Source organism: Corynebacterium endometrii (assembly GCF_004795735.1).
GTDB classification, from domain to species: Bacteria; Actinomycetota; Actinomycetes; order Mycobacteriales; family Mycobacteriaceae; genus Corynebacterium; species Corynebacterium endometrii.
Window position 1 is genome coordinate 1,370,874 of record NZ_CP039247.1, and the last position, 20,750, is coordinate 1,391,623.

Genomic DNA, 20,750 nt, shown 5'->3' on the forward strand with positions numbered 1-20,750 from the left:
GACCCGTGCCGGTTTACAGGGCAGCCAGCTCGTCGAGCACGGCGTTGATACCAGCCTCCACGCCCTCCGCCTTGGAGCCGGAACCCTGTGCCATGTCCGGCTTACCGCCGCCCCGGCCATCTACGTACTGACCGAAGGATTTGACGATCTCGCCGGCCTTCACGCCGCGGGCCACTGCGGATTTCGTGGCCGCCGCGATGAACGGAACCTTACCGTTATCCTCGCTGGCAAAGACAACAACAGCGTCCTCTTGGGCCAGTTTTCCGCGAACGTCACTGGCCAGAGTGCGCAGATCGCCCGCGGCAACACCGGCCGGAAGCCGAACCGCAACAACTTTAAACCCGTTAACATCCTTGGCCTGCGCCACGTACTCTCCCGACCGGGACAGCAGCTGTGCCTTGTGCAGGTTTTCAATCTCCTTCTCGGCGGCCTTGAGCTTCTCGGTCAGGGTTGCGATGCGCTCAGGCAGCTGCTCCGGCTGAACCTTCAGCTCGCGGGACACGCCCTCGATCAGGGCCGCTTCCTTGGAGTAATACTTGAAAGCATCCAAGCCGGAGTACGCCTCGATTCGGCGGGCTCCGGAGCCTACAGAGGACTCGCCAAGAACAGAAACTGGGCCGATCTCCGCGGAGTTAGCCACATGGGTGCCACCACACAGCTCGATGGAGAACGGGCCTCCGATTTCCACGACCCTAACCTGGGAACCATAGTTCTCACCGAACAGTGCCATAGCCCCCATCTGCTTCGCCTTGTCCAAGGACGTCTCGATGGTGTTGACGGCGAAGTTGGCGTCAATGGCCTGGTTGGTAATCAGTGCGATCTCCTCCAACTGGGCCTGGCTGAGCTGCTCGGTGAAGTTGAAGTCAAAGCGCAGGTATCCCGGTCGGTTCAGGGAACCAGCCTGGACTGCGGTGGGACCAAGCACCTGCCGCAGCGCCGCGTGAATGAGGTGGGTTGCCGTGTGCGCCTGGGTAGCGCCATGGCGCCAGTTCGGGTCAACCTCCGCGGTGACCGTGGTCCCCAGATCAAGGCCTCCCGCGGTCACTGTAGCCTTGTGTACCCAGAGCTTCTTTCCGATTTTCTGAACGTCGTCAATCTGCAGAAGCGTGTCTCCTGCAATTAGGCGGCCACGGTCGGCGGTCTGGCCGCCGGATTCCGCGTACAGCGGGGACTGATCGAGGATTACCTCTACGGTGTCCCCTACCTCCACCTCGTTAACCTTTTGCCCATCACGGACCAGGCCAATGACCTTCGCGTCGGAGACTAGTTCCTCGTAACCGGTGAACACGGTCGCGTTGTTATCAACCCATTCGCGGTACAGGGATTCGTCCGCGTGGCCATGCTTCTTCGCCTTGTTGTCAGCCTTCGCGCGCGCACGTTGTTCGGCCATGGCGGCGTTGAAGGCATCCATATCGACGCTCAATCCAGCCTCAGAAGCCATCTCAAGCGTCAGGTCGATGGGGAATCCATAGGTGTCATGCAGGGCGAAGGCCTCGTCGCCGGACAGCGTTGTGGCGCCGGCAGACTTAACGGCAGCGGCCGCCTCATCGAAACGGTGGGTGCCGGATTCCAGGGTCTTCAGGAAGGCCTTTTCCTCATTGACGGCGACCCGCAGAATTCGCTCGCGGTTCTCGGCAATTTCAGGGTAGGACGGGCTCATCGTGTCCATGATGGTATTCATGAAACGCTCAAGAGTACCGCCCTTGGCGCCCAGCAGGCGCGCCGAGCGGATGATTCGGCGCAGCAACCGGCGGAGGATATATCCGCGTCCCTCATTGGACGGGGTAACGCCGTCAAGAATCAGCATCATGCCGGTGCGCGAGTGATCCGCCACGACGCGGAAGCGCACGTCATCTTCCTGCTTGGAGCCGTATGCGGCGCCCGTGAGCTCCTCTGCGGCGTCAATGACCGGGCGCAGCAAATCGGTCTCATAGACGTTATCCACGTTCTGGAGGATGCAGGCAACGCGCTCCACGCCCATGCCAGTATCAATGTTCTTCTGAGGCAGTTCGCCGAGGATCGGGAAGTTACCCTTCTTATCCCCTGCGCCGCGCTCAAACTGCATGAACACAAGGTTCCAGATTTCCATATAGCGGTTATCGTCGGCCACTGGGCCGCCTTCTACGCCGTATTCCGGGCCACGGTCGTAGTAGATCTCTGAACACGGACCGCAAGGCCCTGGGATACCCATGGACCAGTAGTTATCCTCCATGCCCATGCGCTGGATGCGCTCGGTTGGAACGCCCACCTGGTTGTGCCAAATTTCGGCAGCCTCATCATCGGTTTCGAAAACCGTGACCCATAGGCGCTCAGGGTCTAGACCGTAGCCGCCGTCCTCTACGGAGTTAGTCAGCAGCGACCACGCGTGTTTAATGGCGCCTTCCTTGAAGTATTGACCAAAGGAAAAATTACCGGCCATCTGGAAGAAGGTGTTGTGCCGCGTGGTTATACCCACTTCCTCGATGTCCAGCGTGCGCACGCACTTCTGAATTGAGGTGGCCGTGCCGTTTGCAAAAGGTGGAGTCTGCTGACCCAGGAAGTAAGGCTTGAAAGGTACCATTCCCGCGTTGACGAACAGCAGGTTTGGGTCATCCAGGATCAGGGACGCGCTAGGCACGGCCTCGTGGCCGGCGTTAACGTAGTGCTGGGTAAAGCGTTCCCGAATCTCATGAGTCTGCACGAGCAAAATCCTTTGTGTGAGGCAGTTTTCCGTATCGGGCTCACTTTACCCGCGCAGGGACCCCAAATGCACGTCAGGGCTCGCCTTGTCCCCGCATCTACCCGTTGACTTTAGCGGCGCCTGCCACGGCTCCGCTATTTTCGAGGTTTCAAGCCGCGAACAATTTCCCGTAGTCGCGGTAGAAAGTCGCGGATACGCTTTTCGGCGCCATGATCCGTGGGCCGGTAATACACCGCTTCTTTTAACTCGTCCGGAAGATATTGCTGGGCCACGACGCCTCGCGGATCGTCATGCGGGAACTTATAGCCCACCGCTGAGCCGATGCGCTTGGCCCCCTCGTAATGCCCGTCCCGCAAATGCGGCGGCACGTGCCCAATCCGGCCCGAGGCCACATCTGCCTGAGCGGCGGAGATTGCCTGCATCACCGCGTTCGATTTGGGCGCAGTGGCCAGATGGATCACCGCTTGCGCCAAGGGGATCCGTGCCTCGGGCAAGCCGATGAGCTGGGCAGCCTCCGCCGCGGCCACCGCCGTAGGCAAGGCGGTAGGGTCCGCCATACCGATGTCCTCCGACGCATGCACGATCAAGCGGCGCGCGATAAAGCGCGGGTCTTCCCCCGCCTCAATCATCCGCGCCAGGTAATGGAGGGCCGCGTCTACATCGGAGCCGCGGATGGACTTGATAAAAGCGCTTACAACGTCATAGTGCTGATCCCCATCACGGTCATAGCGCACCACTGCCCTATTGACGTTTTCTTTGATGGTTTCTACCGTAATTTCTCCGCCGTCGGGCACTGCCTCGGCCGCAGCCTCCAGATAGGTCAAGGTACGGCGGGCATCGCCGCCGGCGAGGAGCACGAGCTGATCCAGTGCGGACTCGGAAGCGCTCACGCGCCCACCCAAACCCCGCGGATCTTCCAGGGCGCGGTGGGCCACGCGCTTAAGGTCGTCCGCCTCTAGTGGCTTGAGCTGAAGCAAAAGCGACCGGGACAGTAACGGAGATACCACCGAAAAGGAGGGATTCTCAGTGGTCGCCGCCACCAGCAGGACCGTCCGGTTTTCCACGGCGGCGAGCAAAGCATCTTGTTGGGTTTTGGAAAAGCGATGAACTTCGTCGATAAACAGCACGGTGCGCACGCCACGCGCGGCATCATGCCTGGCATGGGTGATAACCTCCCGAACTTGCTTAACCCCAGAGTCCAGCGCCGATAGTCCCACAAACTGCTGGCCCATGGCCGCCGCAATAAGCGAGGCGATGGTGGTTTTGCCCGTGCCCGGCGGGCCGTACAAAATCACGCTGGCCTCTCCAGAGCCCTCAACGAGCCGGCGCAGCGGCTTGCCCTCGTCCAGCAGGTGGGATTGGCCAACTACCTCGTCAAGGCTGCGTGGGCGCATACGCGCAGCCAGAGGCGATCCCGCGTGGGTGGCGAACATCTCTTGACCGCGCCCGCGCAGACCACCGGAGGCAGCTTCGCTGGATGCCCTCGCGCCAAACAGTGAGTCCTGACTCATGGCGTGTGCGGCCCTAAGCGGATGGCCATTTCTTGGGCGAAGGATGATACCCCTTCGCTTTCCGGATCCCCCCAGTGCCCCGCGAAACGCATGAGGGCCTCGAAGGTCTCATACAAATCACGGCGGATGAGCTTGTCTTCCTCGGTAAAGGGACCGCGGTCCGGGGAACGCAGGAATGAGGCCCCGGCGCTGCCGTACTCCTCGCGCGCACCCTGCGCCAGGTCCACAACCCCGTCGAGGCTTCCGGCAAACATGGTGGCCACTGACGAAAATGCCCAACCGATCATGCAGGCAACCACCAGGCGGTCCTGCACGTGCTTATCCGCGAGTCCAGGCCACACGCCCCGTACCTCGCGCGCCCACGCAGCCTGGAAGGCCGCGGCCTCTGCGTCGGAGATGGACCGGGCGAAAAGGAATTGGGGGAAGCCCGCGACTACGCACGCAACATCGAAGCACACGTTGCGGAAGCCCGCCCACTCGTAATCCAGGAAGTGAACGCGCTTGCCCACAATCACGTTGTCCGGCGACAGGTCAAAGGGGGTAAACGCCAACTCGTGACCAGATTGCAAAGTCTCCTGCGCGGTGATGGCCAAGCGGCGAACCTCATCGGGGACCACCACCCCAGCCTCGGCAATCAAGTCAGCGCCAATGGCAATGGAGGCTCGGAGGGAATCGTCACGCAATTTCTGCATCTCACCGAATTCGGGATACTGGCGCAGCATGCGATTGAGAAGCGCGTTGTAATCCGATTCCCGCCCCGCGGTGCCCGCGTGCATCTGGCCCAGTTCCGTGCCCAGGGACCGCAAAACATTGAGGCGCTGTTCGTCACCAGCCCGCGTCAGCAAGTCGATCAGCGTATCGGAATCGCCAGCATCGGAGAGAACCAGGATGCGCTGCCCCATATCGTAGGCCAGAAGAACCGGGCCGGGGCGTACCTCTTCCGGCAGGGACGTGGTGAACTGGTACGCCACCACCTCGCGCAGCAGTGCTGCATCATCAATCAGGTTGCCGGAGACCGGCGTGTACTTAATGACCACCGACCGGTGGGGCAAGAACGCCGAAGGCGCAACCTTAGCCCGCACTACCGTGGCTTGACCCGAACCGCTCAATACGGTGACGTCACTCAGCTCTGGAGCGCCTCCGTATCGAGAAGTGAGCAGATCGTAAGCGATCTCCACGACTTGGTCTACGTTCAGTTCCACGAAATCTGTCCTTGCAGGGTTGCTTCCAGCGCCCTATCCGGGCGCCTCTTGACAATGCCCACCGGCCGCTGGCCCTGTATAGCTAATTCCTACTGGGCTCGAAACGGCGCGATGGGCGATAGTCTACCGCCGCTATAAAGCCGGCGGGTCGGGTGCATGTAAACGCGCACGTCTGCACCCGATTCAGGTAATGACGGACCGAGCGGCTACTTAGCCTTCTGGGCCTTGGAATCCTTGCCGTCCTTGGCCTTCTCTGGCTTGAAGTCCACGCCAGTTTCCTTGCGCTGCGCCGCTGGAATTGGGGCTGGAGCATCGGTGAGCGGATCCACGCCGCCACCGGACTTGGGGAACGCGATGACGTCACGAATGGATTCAAAACCGCCGAGCAGGGAGACAATACGGTCCCAGCCAAAGGCGATACCGCCGTGTGGTGGGGCGCCGTAGGAGAACGCGTCCAGCAAGAATCCGAACTTCTCCTGGGCCTCGTCCTCGCCGATGCCCATCACATCGAAGACGCGCTTTTGCACATCCTGCTGGTGAATACGGATGGAGCCGCCGCCAATTTCGTTGCCGTTGCAGACGATGTCATAGGCGTAGGCCGTGGCCTCACCCGGATTCTGGTCGAAGCTGTCCAGCCACTCTGGCTTCGGAGAGGTAAAGGCGTGGTGAACGGCGGTCCACTTGGAGTGGCCCAGTGCCACGTCGCCGGACGCGGTTGCGTCCGCGGCCGGCTCGAACAACGGAGCGTCGACGACCCAAGTAAAGGCCCAGTCGCCCTCCTTGATAAGCCCCAGCTTCTCGGCGATTTCACCGCGGGCGGCGCCCAGCAGGGCGCGGGAGGACTTGGTATCGCCAGCGGCGAAGAAGATGCAGTCACCGGGTTTAGCGCCGACGTGGGAAGCAATTCCCTCACGCTCTGCGTCGGTGATGTTCTTGGCCACAGGTCCGCCAAGCTCTCCGTCTTCACCTACGAGGATGTAGGCCAATCCCTTGGCACCACGCTGCTTCGCCCACTCCTGCCAAGCGTCGAGCTGGCGGCGCGGCTGGGATGCGCCACCCTCCATTACTACCGCGCCAACGTACTCATTCTGGAATACGCGGAACGTGGTGTCCTTGAAGAAATCCGTACACTCCACAATCTCAATATCGAAACGCAGATCGGGCTTGTCGGAGCCGTACTTCTTCATGGCCTCCGCGTAAGTCATGCGAGGAATTGGAGTGGTGATCTCATAGCCGATGAGCTTCCACAGTTCTGCGACGATCTCTTCCGCGAGGGCGATAACGTCCTCTTGGTCAACGAAAGACATCTCGATATCGAGCTGGGTGAACTCCGGCTGGCGGTCAGCGCGGAAATCCTCATCGCGGTAGCAGCGAGCGATCTGGTAGTAGCGTTCCATGCCCGCCACCATGAGCAACTGCTTAAACAGCTGTGGGGACTGCGGCAGCGCGTACCACGAACCCGGCTTCAGGCGCGCGGGTACTAGGAAGTCGCGGGCGCCCTCTGGAGTGGAACGGGTCAGGGTCGGAGTCTCAATCTCCGTAAATTCATGCTTGTCCAGTACCTTGCGGGCCGCACGATTGGCGGCCGAGCGCAGACGCAGTGCATCGCCCTGGGTCTTGCGGCGCAGATCCAGGTAGCGGTAGCGCAGGCGCGCCTCTTCTCCTACCTCACCTGAGGAGGATGGGTCATCAATCTGGAATGGCAGGGCCGCGGACTTGTTGAGGACCTCGAGGTCGGTGACGTTGACCTCGATCTCACCCGACGGCAGGTTAGGGTTTTCCGAGCCCTCCGGGCGCGGTTCAACTACACCAGTTACCTTGACACAGAACTCGGAACGCAGGTCATGGGCGCGCTCTGCTACCTCGGACTCGCGGAACACTACCTGAGCGATGCCGGAACGGTCACGCAGGTCGATGAAGATCACACCACCGTGGTCACGGCGGCGAGAAACCCAACCAGTCAGGGTTACGGTCTGCCCAGCGATGTCCTTGCGGAGTTCGCCTGCCAAATGGGTACGCAGCACTTTGAAGCCTCAACTTCCACTAATAACTTGTCTTCTTTTCACTCCTACTAGTCCGCTGCCCATACTCGGATATAAGCCAGAGCATGCCAAAGCAGCGACCACCCAAGAGTCACAACGGGACAAAGTCTACATTGTTTGGCCCGTAAAGCCCGCACTAGGTGGAATCTAGCGCGAATAATGTTTCGTAACCGCTAGCGCGCCGGCGCTGAGTGGGGCCTTCGCAGTCACGTTTGAATTGCGGCTGGGTGCTACCCAAAACTGAAAGCCTGGAAGACTTTTGGTGAAAATTTCTCCTCCAAAGGCCGCAATCCGGAGCCCGTGTGGCAATATCAAGCCATGACATTTCGCAAAGGAGCTGACTACAGCGCACGTTCAAATACACGTACCGGTGGCGGCGGCCGCGGTGGAACTATCGCCGCCGGCGGCGGCATTGGCTCGCTACTGCTCATTGGCCTGTTCCTATTGATGGGCGGCAATCCAGGGGACCTGGGCGGCCTCGTGGGCGGCGGCCAATCCAACCAGGGACAGGTTGAGTCCGCGCAGGATTCTGATGCCTTGGCGCACTGCAATTCCGCGGAGTCTGCCAATAAGTATGCCGAGTGTCGCGTGCAATTTGCCGCCAAGTCCGTCGATGACGTGTGGACCAACGTACTGCCCGCCGAGGCCGGAATTGACTACGTGCAGGGCGGTCTGGTGATTTTCCAAGACACTACCCAGTCCGGCTGTGGTTATGCATCCGCGCAGACCGGCCCGTTCTACTGCCCCGCGGACCAGAGCTCTTATTTCGATGTGTCCTTCTTTAATCAGCTAGAGCAGATGGGCGGCGATAACGCTCCTTTGGCACAGATGTACATCGTCGCACATGAGTTTGGCCACCACATCCAGCAACTCGAGGGAACGCTGAGCCTCTCTAACTACAACGAGCCGGGAGAGGATTCCAATGCTGTGAAAATTGAGCTCCAGGCCGATTGCTATGCCGGCTTGTGGGCGCATCATGCCGACGAAGGCGAGGATGCCTTCCTCGAGAAGATCACAGATGAGCAGGTGCGTTCGGCAATCGATACCGCCCGCGCGGTGGGTGACGATAATATCCAGCGCCGCTCCGGCGGGGAGGTTCGACCGGACCAGTGGACCCACGGTTCTTCAGAGCAGCGCCAGAATGCGTTCCTGACTGGCTACCGTGAGGGCACCATGGCCTCCTGTGACACCCTCGAGCGTGGCGTGTACAACTCCTAAAACATGCTTTTGCGTCCCCTGATTGCCCACTGCCGATGCAGCCGGGAAGTCAGGGGTTTGCGCTGAGACCAGACTGCCTCCTATCCCTAGCACGTGACCACCGCGTTCATTAGAGTCGAGGGCATGAATGACTCTTCGAAGGCGCATACCTCACGTGCTATCCCCTTCCTTGCGGCTTTCAACAACATTGAGTCGCACCTGCGCGCGGTGCTAAACGCCAAGCGTTCTGACTCGTTTTGGTGGATGGTTGACCGGGCCCGCGACCACCACATGCTCAGCGCGCGTCAGGCCGAGGTTCTCAAGGACTACGGGAATCTCCGAAACGCTATCTCGCACGGCCGTTACAATGACGGGCAAACTATTGCGGAACCGCACCCGCAGGTGGTCAAGGAGATTGAGAACCTCGAACGGCTGCTTACCAATCCCCCGGCGGCCCTCGATATCCTGGGGCAAGCGCGCGTGGAAACCCTTGCTTCCAACGACTCAATCAACTCCGCTCTGAAGCTCATCCGGACAAAGGGCTATTCGCAAATCCCGATTTACGACGCTGGCAATTTCACCGCGTTGTTGACCACGAATGTCATCACCCACTGGGTTGCCGCCGACCTTGCCGATAACAATCACCTGGATGCCCGCACAGTGGGTGAGGTCTTGAGATTCGGCGAGCCCGTCGACCGTGCGGTGTTTCTGCCGCGCAACGCCAGCGCGCAGGAGGCCTTAGACGCAGCACTGGATCCGGGCAAAGATGGAACTCATGCTTTTGCGGTTATCCTGACTGAAACGGGCAAACCCAATCAAACTCCGCTGCGCATAATAACCTCATCTGACCTGGCCGCGCTCCTAGAGGCCGTTGAATGGGAATAAAACCTCCTATCAATGTAGAGTTATTTTTAACCGGAGACCCCTTGTCTCACATCTAAGACAAGCCAGACGAGGGCTTGCCTTTAATGATGCCTGCACGGCGCGCTACCATGGATAAGGCATGACACGGAAGAAATAAGAATTGGCCTCGATTCGCCAAGACCTCGTGGTGAACTTACCTCCGTTGCCGCTCATCCCTTACTTGAAGTCAAGTGAGCAGGCAGCAAGAAACAATTTTCCGAAGGAGCTAATTACGTGGCAATTAGTGTGACTGAAATCTTTTCCATTGGTATTGGCCCATCCTCCTCGCACACAGTGGGCCCAATGCGCGCGGCCAAGGTTTTTGCCGAGTCGCTGCCCCAATACCCGGCAAAGGTTCACACCGAATTACGGGGGTCCTTGGCCGCGACCGGCAAGGGGCACGCCACGGATCGAGCGGTAATCCTCGGATTAGCCGGATGGGATCCGCTAAGCGTTCCATTGGATGCAGAACCCCAGGCGGGCAGCATCATCCCCTCTACAGGGTCAATAACTGGCCCTAATGGCACGGTGGAATTCTCCATCGCTTTCAACAGCACTCCTGTAGCGCAGCATCCGAACTGCCTAATCTTTTCCGCGTGGGATGCGGATGGCAACGAGTTAGCCACTAACGCGCACTACTTTTCGGTCGGTGGCGGGTTCATCCTCTCCGAGGAAGAACTCAACGAGGAGCTAGGGGCCAACGATGAGGTTCCCGCCGGCCTGGCCGCGGGCCCCACCACCGAGGAGGTTCCATACCCCTTTTCTACCGGTGCCGAATTGCTAGCAATATGCAAGGAGCAGGACCTGGCCATCTGGGAGGTCGTGCTGGCTAACCAGTCTCATATCCATGCAGCGGATGGCGGCGCCGATTTCGTCCACGCCCACCTGGATCTGTGCTGGGAGATTATGCGCGAGTGCGTCACGGCCGGAATTTCAACCACCGGTATCTTGCCCGGCGGGTTGAATGTGACCCGCCGCGCACCGCAGATGTACAAGCGCCTCATCAATGAGCATATGGAGGAAAATTGGGGCCTGTCCGCCATGGACTGGGTAAACCTCTACGCGCTGGCCGTCAATGAGCAAAATGCTGCCGGCGGCCGTGTCATTACCGCCCCCACCAATGGTGCCTGCGGAATTATCCCCGCCGTACTCCACTACGCGCGTGACTTCATGGCTGATTTCACCCGAAATGACGCTCGCCGTTTCCTGCTAACTGCCGCCGCGATTGCCCTGATCATCAAGATTAACGCCTCGATTTCCGGCGCCGAGGTGGGCTGCCAAGGCGAGGTGGGTTCCGCTTCTTCAATGGCGGCCGCCGGCATGGCGGAGCTGCTCGGGGCGACCCCGGTCCAGGTCGAAAATGCCGCTGAAATCGCGCTCGAGCATAACCTTGGCCTCACGTGCGACCCGGTAGGTGGTTTGGTACAGATTCCTTGCATTGAGCGCAACGCTATCGGCGCGGTTAAGTCCATCAATGCGGCCCGGCTCGCCCGTATGGGTGAGGGCACCAACCGCGTCAGCCTGGACGATGCAGTGCACACGATGGCGGAAACCGGCCGGGACATGCTGGTCAAGTACAAGGAGACCTCCGTTGGCGGCCTGGCTAAAACCATGGGATTCTCCGTCTCCCAGGTGGAGTGCTAGGGCTTAGCGTTCCAACCCACCGGGCCCGGTAACCCCAGCAAATAAGCAAGGGCGCGGCACCGGGTAGAAGCCAAAGAGAAGCTCCCCTCCGCCCGTTGACTTCGAACCGTCGCGGGTGGAAGGGAGCTTTTCGCGATCCTTTACGTGGCTAGCCGAGCTTGCCGGCTACAACCCGAGCAATATCGGCCAAGGGGACATCGGTCTGCTCGTGCGCCTCCAGGTCTTTGAGGGCCACGGTGCCATTGTCCAATTCCTGGTCGCCTAGGACTAGAGCGAAGCGAGCGCCAGCCCTATCCGCGCCCTTCATGGCGCCCTTGAGGCCACGGTCGCCGAAAGACATATCGGAAGAAATACCGGCCTTACGCAGTTCATTGATAACAACCGTCATTGCCTTTTTCGCCTCGAGGCCCAGAGCTACGCCGAACACGTCCACGCGGCGGTCAACCCCATCGAGGGTGATCTCCTCAGCCTCCAGCGCGAGGACCGCGCGGTCTACGCCCAGGCCGTAGCCAATTCCGGACAGATCCTGGCCTCCGAGCTGAGCCATTAGGCCGTCATATCGGCCGCCGCCGCCGATGCCGGACTGGGCACCCAGGCCATCATGAACAAACTCGAAGCAGGTCTTGGTGTAATAATCCAACCCACGAACCATACGGGGGTTGACGACGTAATCTACGCCCATGTCTGCCAGCAATCCGGTGACGGTCTCAAAATGCTCCCGGCACTCTGGAGACAGGTAATCCAGCATCAACGGTGCGTCGGCGGTGGCTTCTTGCATTTCGGGGCGCTTATCGTCAAGCACGCGCAGAGGATTAATCTCCGCTCGGCGACGCGTCTCCTCATCCAAATCGAGCTTGAATAGGAATTCCTGAAGCTTATCGCGGTACTCAGGGCGGCACGTGTTATCGCCCAAGCTCGTGACCTCGAGGCGGTATCCGCTCAGGCCAAGAGCCTTGTATGTGCGGTCCGCGAGTGCAATTACCTCAGCATCAAGGGCCGGGTCATCCACACCAATCGCCTCAACGCCCACCTGCTGCAGCTGGCGGTAGCGGCCGGCCTGTGGTCGCTCGTAGCGGAAAAACGGCCCGTAGTACGCAAGCTTGACCGGCAATTGGCCGCGATCCAAGTTGTGCTGGATCACAGACCGCATTACGCCAGCGGTTCCTTCCGGGCGCAGCGTAACAGAGCGGTCACCACGATCCGCGAAGGTGTACATTTCCTTGCTGACCACGTCCGTGGACTCACCCACTCCGCGTGCAAAAAGTGTGGTGTCCTCAAAAATTGGCAGCTCAATATGCTGGAAACCAGACAAATGCGCCTGCTCCACCATTGTTTGGCGAACCTTGTAGAACGTCGCCGATGACGGTGGGATGTATTCCGGCACGCCCTTCGGGGCGGCCAATGCCTTGAACTTCTTTGAATCACTCACAGCGATTAAATTACCTCACGGATAGTACGAAGGAATGGATTGGTAGCACGTTCCACACGCATGGTCGTGGTGGGACCGTGCCCGGGCAGCAGCGTGAGGGCATCGTCCATGGCCCACACTGGCCCGGCTAATGTGCGCTTCATAGCCGCGTCGTCAGAATGCTCCAAATCGGTTCGCCCAATGGAACCGCGAAAGATGACGTCCCCAACGAGAGCGAACTCTTCTGTTACAAGCAACACGGACCCTGGTGAATGCCCCGGGGCGTGGCGAACCTCGAAGCTCAGCCCGCATGATTCAAACGTGCCGCCATCCTCAAGGTAACGCACGTCATCGATTGCCACCATGTCCTTGGCGTTGAACAACAGCTGGGACTCCGGCGAGACGCCAGCCCCGTCCTCCAGCATGAACTCGTCATTACGGTGAATGTAGACCGGCAGGCTTTTCAACCTGGCTAAGTCACCGGCCTCACGGGTGTGGTCAAGGTGCCCGTGGGTCAGCACGATGGCGTCAATGGTTAGCCGCTTTTCTTCTACGAGTTCAAGCACCCTGCCCATTGCGTGCATCCCCGGGTCAACCACGAAGCAGTGCCCCTCGTTGGCCACAACGAAGGTATTCGTTTTGTACGGTCCAGCCGCAAAACCCATAATCTCCATGCCCCTACCCTATCCCTAGCTCAACAGCGGTGAGTAGCTAAAGGGGTGGGGATTAGAAAACCGGCGCCACATTGCACCATGCAACGCGGCACCGGTTTAACTGGAACCAGAAGACTGGGGTTTAGTTCAGGGCGGCGAGTGCGGCCTCGTAGTCAGGCTCGGTGGTGATTTCGTCAACGAGCTCAGTGTAGATGACCTTCTGCTCCTCATCAGTGACGATGACGGCGCGGGCGAGCAGGCCCTTGAGAGGGGAATCGGCCAGGGTCAGGCCGAAGTCCTCATCGGCGCGAAACGCGGATGCGTTCACGACGTTTTCGATGCCCTCTGCCGCGCAGAAGCGCTCCTGAGCGAAGGGCAGGTCCTTGGACACGGAGAGAACCACGGTGTTATCCAGGGCTGCGGCCTTCTCATTGAAGGTGCGCAGAGCCTGGGCGCACACGCCGGTGTCAACGGATGGGAAAAGGGAGATAACAAGGCGCTTGCCGGCGAAGTCCTCCGCGGTAATATCTGCGAGATCCGAGCCTACGAAGGAGAAAGCAGGAAGCTTATCACCCACGGCTGGAAGTTCGCCGTTGGTCTGTGCTGGGTTACCTTTGAAAGTTACGTTAGCCATGCCCACGAAGATACCCGTGATCCACGCCTGTTCGCCACGTTTTCTTTTCAACTACCTTTTCCTTACCCTTTTCCTTCCTCCCGGCCTTTTGGCTACAATCAACCCTGAATTTTCCACCGTCAACGAGGAAAAGTAGAAAAGGGAAACCACTAGTGCCGAATAATAAAAAGCGTGGCGAGGACGCGCTCAGCCACCTTGAACGTGAACTGAAATCTCGGGAGCGCAAGGAAAAGACCCGTCCGTTGGGCGTCGTTCTCGCCTCCGCTGTTGTCATCTTGGCCGTAGTCGGCGGCATCTTCTTTATGGCGACGCGTGACTCCGAAGAGCAGGTCGTTGCTGAGGATCAGGCAACGTCATCGGAGTCAGCAGGCGCCGAGCAGATGCCCGAGGCAACCGCCCTGAGTTTGGCCCGCAATGAGGCTCTGCCTGCCACCGTCACCTGCGAATACACCCCAGACGGCCAAGACGCCGGGGTGCAAGCCCCTAACGGCACTAACGTTTCCACCGAGGGCGTGGTTAACGCTTCCCTTGAGACTAACCAGGGACCGATTGGCCTCGAGCTCGACCGAGCGGTTGCACCCTGCGCCGTCAATTCGATGGAACACCTCATTAATGAGGGCTTTTACGATGACACCGTCTGCCACCGCCTAACCTCCTCAGGTATCTTTGTCCTCCAGTGCGGCGACCCTAACGCAGTAGGCGGGGGCGCCCAGGGCGATGGCATGGGTGGCCCAGGCTACGGCTTTGCAACTGAGTACCCATACGACGAGAAGGGCGATGACGCCGCTGCAACCGTTATCTACCCTAAGGGCACCATCGCCATGGCGCGTGCTCAGGACCCGAACTCGAACGGTTCCCAGTTCTTCCTAAATTACGAGGATTCCACTCTGCCGCCTGACTACACCTATTTCGGCAAGATTAACGAAGAGGGCATGGAAACCCTGGCCAAGGTCGCCGAAATCGGAGTCGCCGGCGGCCAGCCCGACGGCGCCCCTGCGGAAGAGATCAAAATCGAAACGGCCTCCGTTCAGTAGACTTTTAGCCTTTGCGGGTTAAAACCGCGATAGCTTTCACCAATGGCCTTGGTTGCATTGCGCGCAACCAAGGCCATTCGCGATCGCGGCCATTGGTGCCATTGCGTTTGCCCCATCGAAACGCCCCCACGGCTGCTTTGAGACATGGGAAGCCCCCACTTGGTCGCGGAAGTTGGCCCATAAAATTGAGGTAGTTTAGGAGAAAATTACCCCTTGAAATTGTTTATACTGGCGGCTAATCTCTTGCAGTAAGCTAAAATCCTCTCGAGCTAAGGACACATTTTATGAAGCTTCGTAAGTCCATCGCTGCAGGCGTAGCCGCAGTTGCTATGACCTTCGCCTCCACCTCCGTTGCTACTGCACAGGAGACGGCCACCCCGGTCGTAGATAACGCGGTAGCAAACTTCCAGAACACCGACGAGTCAACCACCCCTGAGGCTCAGAGCTCTTCCGACGTTGACTCCAAGGAAATCCTCGGTTGGATCTCCGTGGCCACCGCCGCTATTGGCGCGCTGGGCACCCTCATTACTTTCGTACAGAAGTTCATCGTCAAGTAAGCAGCGGCGTACAGCGCAACTTGATCGAGGTTAAAGGCCGGTACCTTGCGGTACCGGCCTTTTGCTTTCCGTTATGCCTTGGCCGGCCTATCCTTCGATAGCTCTTTGGAGCTTTTCGGCACCTAGGACGTCGGAAAAGACCGCGGGATCTAGGGGCTGGCCCGTGCGGATGATCGATATCTGCCCGGTAGGCTCGAGAATCATTACCTGGACATCCTCAGCCCTAGCTATACCCGCCTTGCGTATCGCGGAATGGATGTCCCCCTGGCTGACGTGAGAAAAATGCATATTCTCTTTCAACGGCTCGCCGCGATACATCAGGAGAACCGGCCGACGATCGATGAATTTGGACCAACCAACGAAGCGGCGCAAAGTCCCAAACGCGGCCTCAAGGAGCATCAGCACCGTAAGGCCAATGATTCCGGTCATGAGCGTCGGCGGATGGCCAAGGATGACTCGTCCCGCAACCGCGCCGAACATGATGATGATGACCGCGTCAGATGCCGTCATCGATGTCAGCACACGGGAACCAAAGATCTTTACCAAGACCATGAAGGCTATGTAGATGCCGACCGTGGAGACAATAACTACCGGTACGCGATAGGGCTCCAAGAGCAGCTGTTGACGCAGGGATTCCATGAATAACTCAGACCAGTCCACTACGCGTCACTCCCCTCGTCCTTCCTAGTCATAGCGTCATCAAGTCTTAAGCCGTCACACGGTACACGTCGAAGACGCCCTCCGTGTTGCGCAGGGAGGTCATAAGCTGCCCCAGCTGCTTGGTGTCCGAAATAGAGAACGTGAAGCGTACCGTTGCGATGTGGTCATCGCCGCGGTTGGAATTCATGGCCAAAACGTTGAGGTTCTGATCGCTAAATACCCTGGTGAGCTCGAAGAGCAGGCCCTGCCGGTCAAGGGCCTCAAGTTGCAGGGTGGCGGCAAACGCCCCGGAGGAGGCATTGCCATTGGACCATGCAACGTTCATCATGCGCTCGGGCTCAGACTTAAGCTTTTCGGCATTAGTGCAATCAGTACGGTGAACTGAAACGCCGCCACCACGGGTAACGAATCCAAAGATCTCATCGCCGGGAACCGGCTGGCAGCACTTCGCCAGCTTAGCCATCACATCGGGGCTGCCCTCGACCAGGATTCCGGTACCCGTGGAAGAGTCCTTGGTGTGCTGGATGCGGGACTGCTCGAGCTCAGAGAACGGAGTGCGGGAAGCCAGCGCATCTACGGCATCATCGGTGTCCCCAAACAAGGAGACAAGCTGGTGAGCGACGTGCTGGGCAGAAACGTGCCCAGCCCCGATGGCGGTGTAGAGTGCGTCCACATCGGGGTAATGCAGCTGCTCGGCTACCTGTTTCATCGAGGAAGCCGTAAACAGCCTATGCATCGGCAGGCCGCCCCGCTGGACCTCCGCGGCGAGCGCGTCACGGCCAGCCTCCAGGTGCTCCTCACGGCGCTCTTTGGCGAACCATTGCCGTACCTTCGCCTTGGCGCGCGGGCTGACCAGGAATTCTTGCCAGTCGCGGGACGGGCCAGCATTCTGGTCCTTAGACGTGAAGATCTCCACGCGATCACCGGATTTGAGTTTCGATTCCAGGGCCACAAGTTTGCCGTTGACCTTGGCACCGATGCAGCGGTACCCCACCTCCGTGTGGACCGCGAAGGCAAAATCGACCGGGGTGGAGCCCGCGGGTAGGTTCACCACGTCACCCTTAGGGGTAAATGCAAAGATCTGCTTCGACGTAAGGTCGTAGCGCAGGGAATCCAAGAACTCGTTAGGATCCGCGGCTTCCTTCTGCCAGTCCAACAGCTGGCGCATCCACGCCATCTGGTCTACTTCCTCGGAATTGGAGGAGTTCTTGCCCTTAAGCTCCTTGTACCGCCAGTGCGCAGCGACGCCGTACTCGGCGTTGTAATGCATCTCATGGGTGCGTACCTGAACCTCAAGCGTACTTCCCCCAGCCGCCAGCACGGTAGTGTGCAGTGACTGGTAGACGCCAAAGCGAGGCGAGGAAATATAGTCCTTAAAACGGCCCGGTAGGGCTGCGTACAGCGAGTGCACCACGCCGATTGCCGCGTAACAACTATTGATGTCATCGACGAGGACGCGAATGCCCACAAGGTCGAAGATTTCTGCAAAGTCCCGGCCTCGGACAATCATCTTTTGATAGATCGACCAGTAGTGCTTAGGCCTACCCATGACCTCTGCATCGATGCCGTTTTCCTTCAAAGCGGCGGTGGTCTGGTTGATGATCTCCTTTAAGGCCTTGTCCCTCGAAGGCGCCCGATCGGCGACCATGCGGACAATCTCGTCGTATTTCTTTGGGTACAAAATAGCGAAGGAGAGGTCCTCTAGCTCCCATTTGACGCTTGCCATACCCAGGCGGTGGGCTAACGGCGCTATGACGTCAAGCGTCTGCCGCGCCTTCTTGGCCTGCTTTTCCGGTTTAAGGAAGCGCATCGTGCGCATGTTGTGGAGGCGGTCTGCCACCTTGATGACCAAGACACGTGGATCCTGCGCCATAGCCACGATCATTTTGCGAATGGTTTCAGCCTCTGCCGCGGCACCAAGCGCGACTTTATCGAGCTTGGTCACGCCATCGACAAGGCGCGCCACCTCGGGGCCAAAGTCATTGGTGAGATCCTCGAGTGAGTAGTCTGTATCCTCCACCGTGTCGTGGAGCAGCGCCGCCACGATGGTTGTAGTGTCCATGCCGATTTCTGCGGCGATGGTCGCAACGGCTAACGGGTGCGTGATGTAAGGGTCGCCGGATTTACGGAATACTCCCTCGTGCAGACGCTCGGCGGTGGCATAGGCGGCGTTCAGGGTCTCCACGTCGGCGCGCGGGTGGAACTGCCTGTGTATGGAAAGCAGGGGATCAAGGACCGGATTAACCTTGACCCTGCCACCGGTGAGCGAACGTGCCAGGCGGGCTGACATGCTTCTCATCGAACCACCAGGAGGGCGTTTGGTAGGTCTATCGTTAGTCACGGTAAGCCCCTTTCAGGAACCTTGAAAACTTTGAAAAGGCCCGCTCTCTACACCTTAGTCGCGAAGTGAGCGAGCCTTTCGTAACCCGTTGCCGAGTTACCTCGCTACATACGGGCTTATTCTACTGCGTGTGAATCAGGCTGTGCGTTAAATCGTTGATGTCTGAACTAATTAGGCTTCATCGGCAGGTTTAAGCACGATCAATGGCGGCCCCTGAAGCCGCTCACGCCCGCCGAGCCCTTCAACCTCAATGACTACGACGTTGCCGGCCACCTCAGCACCCGCCGATTCAAGCAGAAGACGAGCGCCCCATAAAGTACCTCCGGTAGCCAAGACGTCATCGACCAGAACAATCTTCTTGCCCTTGATATCTGCCCCATCGGCCGGAATCTCGAGCGCGGCGCTACCGTATTCAAGCTCGTAGTCTTGACGAAGGACCGGAGGCGGGAGTTTACCGGCCTTGCGAATAGCTAGTATGCCGAGGCCTAGCTTGTAAGCGACGGCGGAGCCGAGGAGGAATCCTCGCGCGTCCAGACCGCCGATCATGTCAGCGCCTAGCCTCTCGCAAGCGTCGGCAAGGCCATCCACAACGGCCGCAAAAGCATCGGCGTCAGCTAGGACCGGAGTGAGATCTTCAAACAGCACTCCTTTTTCCGGGAAGTCCTGGACTAGACGGATCTTGTCCGCGAGGGCTTCGGCAGTATTAGCGTACTTATTGCTCACTTGTTTCCTCACTTGTTGCGGTGACTTGTCCTGCGAGTTCTTCATTGATATTCCAGCGATCCATATTCCAGCCAATGCCAGACAGACCGGTATAAGGCACCACGTTCTCTACTGACCTATCAAGGATAAAGGTTCTTGGTTGAGCTGACACTGGAATGTCATAAAGATCTTCCCAGAGCTTCTCCTCCGCGACCCGCAAGGCGGAGACGTTCTGAATCAGGGCTTCCGGGCCACCATATTCATACATTGGATCCACGGGCCCCAGAAAAGCGTCAATGGTGGGCAGACCCGTTTCCGGGTCAATCTCCAGGTGAATTTGGGACATGTGCTCCGCAGCAACATCTTCAACCGTCACCCCGGCGGCTTCGCAGGATTCCTTGATGGCCTGAACCATAGCGGCCAGACGCTCATCGGGTCCAAGATAGCCAATACGAATAGTTTGGCCGGCCAACTGCCCGGCGAGCTCCATGTCGGTCTTCTTGTGTGGGTTGGTTACGGGATCCAGGCGCGGAATCAAGGGATCTGAATGGCGGAGCACGTGAACGTAAGCCGGGGCCACCTCCGTGCCAGATTTCTCCGAGCTGACCTGGGCCAGGCGCCCTTGATCGACACACGCAGCGAATGCCTGGCGTGCCCACTGCTGCGAAAACAAGCCATAACCGGATAGGACCAATGTGTCCGTCAGGTCTCCCGGCTGGGATTGGAGCGTGAACGGGTTGGTCTCAGAATCGCGGTCATACCACGTTGGATTCGCAGTGGAAGAGTCCAGCACTTGCAAAGCCCCATCCTCTACCAAGCGTTGCGTATCTGCAGAGCGCGGCCATACTACTAGCTGTTCTAGCGCCGGCGCATCGCCAAAGTAGTCCTCGTTAGCCTTAAGGATGACCTCTCCGTCTGGGCCAACTCGGTCGATGACAAATGGCCCGTAGCTCAGCTGCAAATCGGGGTCAAATTCCGTCACGCTAAAGCCGTAACGCCACAGGCGGGCAACCTCCTGTAATTGGTAAGGGTCCTCCGCGTAGAGGGCTCCAACCAATTCCTCCTGCGTCAACCCCGCCTTTTGAGCGATGGCGTGGGACGGCATCACCGTTCCGGGGCCGAAGAGGTAACGCCAGCGTTCGCCCTGACCGGGATTGAATGTGACAACAAATTGCTTGAAGCCGGCGGCACACTGGAGGTTGCTAATTTCATTGGCCAGCGGCTTTTGGGAGCCAAAAAGCTCTCGCATCTTTCCAGCCTTGTAGGCCAGCAGGAAATCCTCGCAAGTTACATCCTCACCATCGGAGAAACGTGCCTGATCGGATATCGTGTACAAAATCTTGCGCGGGGCATCTGGGGAGGGCTCGGTAATCTCCTGGGTCGTCACCAGATCAGAATTCGGAATGAGCTGGCCGCCCGGTCCCGGCACAAACGCTGCCGGATAAAGACGGCTCGCGAGCAGCTCTGCGTTAGTGGCGGCGCCGAAAGCCGTGCCGGCATTAGTGGTCACGAGACGCGAATTGGTCTGGTAACCGAAGAAATCGGTGGATGGAGGAGTACCCTGCTGCTCCCCCATTCCCGC

At 59.0% G+C, this 20,750-nt stretch carries 16 protein-coding genes; 5 read left to right on the forward strand and 11 right to left on the reverse strand.

What is annotated here, in order from left to right; genetic code table 11:
• Positions 1–13 precede the first annotated feature (13 nt).
• The 4 genes from alaS to aspS all read right to left on the reverse strand — a co-directional run bounded on the left by alaS (position 14) and on the right by aspS (position 7,417).
• Positions 14–2,680 (reverse strand): alanine--tRNA ligase, encoded by a 2,667-nt coding sequence (gene alaS, locus CENDO_RS06185; RefSeq protein ID WP_136141260.1) that lies wholly within the window; start codon positions 2,678–2,680, stop codon positions 14–16.
• A 134-nt stretch (positions 2,681–2,814) separates the two neighbouring features.
• Complete coding sequence (locus tag CENDO_RS06190; protein WP_136141261.1) at positions 2,815–4,191, reverse strand: replication-associated recombination protein A; 1,377 nt, start codon at positions 4,189–4,191, stop codon at positions 2,815–2,817.
• Positions 4,188–5,393 carry a protein kinase family protein gene (locus CENDO_RS06195; protein ID WP_136141262.1) on the reverse strand — a complete coding sequence of 402 codons (1,206 nt, stop codon included), beginning with the start codon at positions 5,391–5,393 and terminating at the stop codon, positions 4,188–4,190. Before CENDO_RS06195 ends, CENDO_RS06190 begins: the two co-directional genes overlap by 4 nt.
• A gap of 206 nt (positions 5,394–5,599) precedes the next feature.
• On the reverse strand, positions 5,600–7,417 hold the full coding sequence (aspS, locus tag CENDO_RS06200) for an aspartate--tRNA ligase (protein ID WP_136141263.1): 1,818 nt from the start codon (positions 7,415–7,417) through the stop codon (positions 5,600–5,602).
• Positions 7,418–7,753: 336 nt separating this feature from the next.
• Between aspS and ypfJ the strand changes: the two genes are divergently transcribed.
• The 3 genes from ypfJ to CENDO_RS06215 all read left to right on the forward strand — a co-directional run bounded on the left by ypfJ (position 7,754) and on the right by CENDO_RS06215 (position 11,179).
• Positions 7,754–8,653, forward strand: coding sequence for a KPN_02809 family neutral zinc metallopeptidase (ypfJ, locus tag CENDO_RS06205; protein ID WP_136141264.1), 900 nt, complete (start codon positions 7,754–7,756; stop codon positions 8,651–8,653).
• A 123-nt stretch (positions 8,654–8,776) separates the two neighbouring features.
• Positions 8,777–9,517, forward strand: a complete 741-nt coding sequence (locus tag CENDO_RS06210; RefSeq protein ID WP_136141265.1) for a CBS domain-containing protein — start codon at positions 8,777–8,779, stop codon at positions 9,515–9,517.
• A gap of 252 nt (positions 9,518–9,769) precedes the next feature.
• Positions 9,770–11,179 (forward strand): L-serine ammonia-lyase, encoded by a 1,410-nt coding sequence (locus tag CENDO_RS06215; RefSeq protein ID WP_136141266.1) that lies wholly within the window; start codon positions 9,770–9,772, stop codon positions 11,177–11,179.
• Positions 11,180–11,327: 148 nt separating this feature from the next.
• Here CENDO_RS06215 and hisS read toward each other — a convergent pair whose 3' ends face one another.
• The 3 genes from hisS to tpx form a co-directional block, all read right to left on the reverse strand.
• Positions 11,328–12,608: a histidine--tRNA ligase gene (hisS, locus tag CENDO_RS06220; RefSeq protein ID WP_136141267.1), complete on the reverse strand. Its 1,281-nt coding sequence runs from the start codon at positions 12,606–12,608 to the stop codon at positions 11,328–11,330.
• A 5-nt stretch (positions 12,609–12,613) separates the two neighbouring features.
• Complete coding sequence (locus CENDO_RS06225) at positions 12,614–13,261, reverse strand: MBL fold metallo-hydrolase (RefSeq protein WP_136141268.1); 648 nt, start codon at positions 13,259–13,261, stop codon at positions 12,614–12,616.
• A 121-nt stretch (positions 13,262–13,382) separates the two neighbouring features.
• Positions 13,383–13,874, reverse strand: coding sequence for a thiol peroxidase (gene tpx, locus CENDO_RS06230; protein ID WP_136142175.1), 492 nt, complete (start codon positions 13,872–13,874; stop codon positions 13,383–13,385).
• 152 nt (positions 13,875–14,026) lie between these two features.
• Here tpx and CENDO_RS06235 point away from each other — a divergent pair, with 152 nt between their 5' ends.
• The gene (locus CENDO_RS06235; protein ID WP_136141269.1) at positions 14,027–14,908 is read left to right on the forward strand and encodes a peptidylprolyl isomerase; all 882 of its coding nucleotides are present in this window, start codon (positions 14,027–14,029) and stop codon (positions 14,906–14,908) included.
• A 284-nt stretch (positions 14,909–15,192) separates the two neighbouring features.
• Complete coding sequence (locus CENDO_RS06240; protein WP_136141270.1) at positions 15,193–15,465, forward strand: hypothetical protein; 273 nt, start codon at positions 15,193–15,195, stop codon at positions 15,463–15,465.
• 87 nt (positions 15,466–15,552) lie between these two features.
• On the opposite strand, the gene CENDO_RS06245 is transcribed toward CENDO_RS06240, so the two are convergent.
• From CENDO_RS06245 to CENDO_RS06260, 4 genes are all read right to left on the reverse strand, one after another.
• Complete coding sequence (locus tag CENDO_RS06245; RefSeq protein WP_168707177.1) at positions 15,553–16,104, reverse strand: DUF421 domain-containing protein; 552 nt, start codon at positions 16,102–16,104, stop codon at positions 15,553–15,555.
• 67 nt (positions 16,105–16,171) lie between these two features.
• Complete coding sequence (locus tag CENDO_RS06250) at positions 16,172–18,424, reverse strand: RelA/SpoT family protein (protein WP_136141271.1); 2,253 nt, start codon at positions 18,422–18,424, stop codon at positions 16,172–16,174.
• Positions 18,425–18,637: 213 nt separating this feature from the next.
• Positions 18,638–19,189, reverse strand: a complete 552-nt coding sequence (locus CENDO_RS06255; RefSeq protein ID WP_246014187.1) for an adenine phosphoribosyltransferase — start codon at positions 19,187–19,189, stop codon at positions 18,638–18,640.
• Entirely contained in the window at positions 19,179–20,744 is a 1,566-nt protein-coding gene (locus CENDO_RS06260) for an ABC transporter substrate-binding protein (protein ID WP_246014189.1), read from the reverse strand. The genes CENDO_RS06255 and CENDO_RS06260 overlap by 11 nt, the downstream gene beginning before the upstream one ends.
• Between the last annotated feature and the right edge of the window lie 6 nt (positions 20,745–20,750).

What these genes read in the sequence shown, in the direction of transcription:
- CENDO_RS06190 (WP_136141261.1), bottom strand. Translation starts at nt 4,191, where the DNA reads ATGAGTCAGGACTCACTGTTTGGCGCGAGGGCATCCAGCGAAGCTGCC.
- ypfJ (WP_136141264.1), top strand. Translation starts at nt 7,754, where the DNA reads ATGACATTTCGCAAAGGAGCTGACTACAGCGCACGTTCAAATACACGT.
- CENDO_RS06210 (WP_136141265.1), top strand. Translation starts at nt 8,777, where the DNA reads ATGAATGACTCTTCGAAGGCGCATACCTCACGTGCTATCCCCTTCCTT.
- CENDO_RS06225 (WP_136141268.1), bottom strand. Translation starts at nt 13,261, where the DNA reads ATGGAGATTATGGGTTTTGCGGCTGGACCGTACAAAACGAATACCTTC.
- tpx (WP_136142175.1), bottom strand. Translation starts at nt 13,874, where the DNA reads ATGGCTAACGTAACTTTCAAAGGTAACCCAGCACAGACCAACGGCGAA.
- CENDO_RS06240 (WP_136141270.1), top strand. Translation starts at nt 15,193, where the DNA reads ATGAAGCTTCGTAAGTCCATCGCTGCAGGCGTAGCCGCAGTTGCTATG.
- CENDO_RS06245 (WP_168707177.1), bottom strand. Translation starts at nt 16,104, where the DNA reads ATGGAATCCCTGCGTCAACAGCTGCTCTTGGAGCCCTATCGCGTACCG.
- CENDO_RS06250 (WP_136141271.1), bottom strand. Translation starts at nt 18,424, where the DNA reads ATGAGAAGCATGTCAGCCCGCCTGGCACGTTCGCTCACCGGTGGCAGG.
- CENDO_RS06260 (WP_246014189.1), bottom strand. Translation starts at nt 20,744, where the DNA reads ATGGGGGAGCAGCAGGGTACTCCTCCATCCACCGATTTCTTCGGTTAC.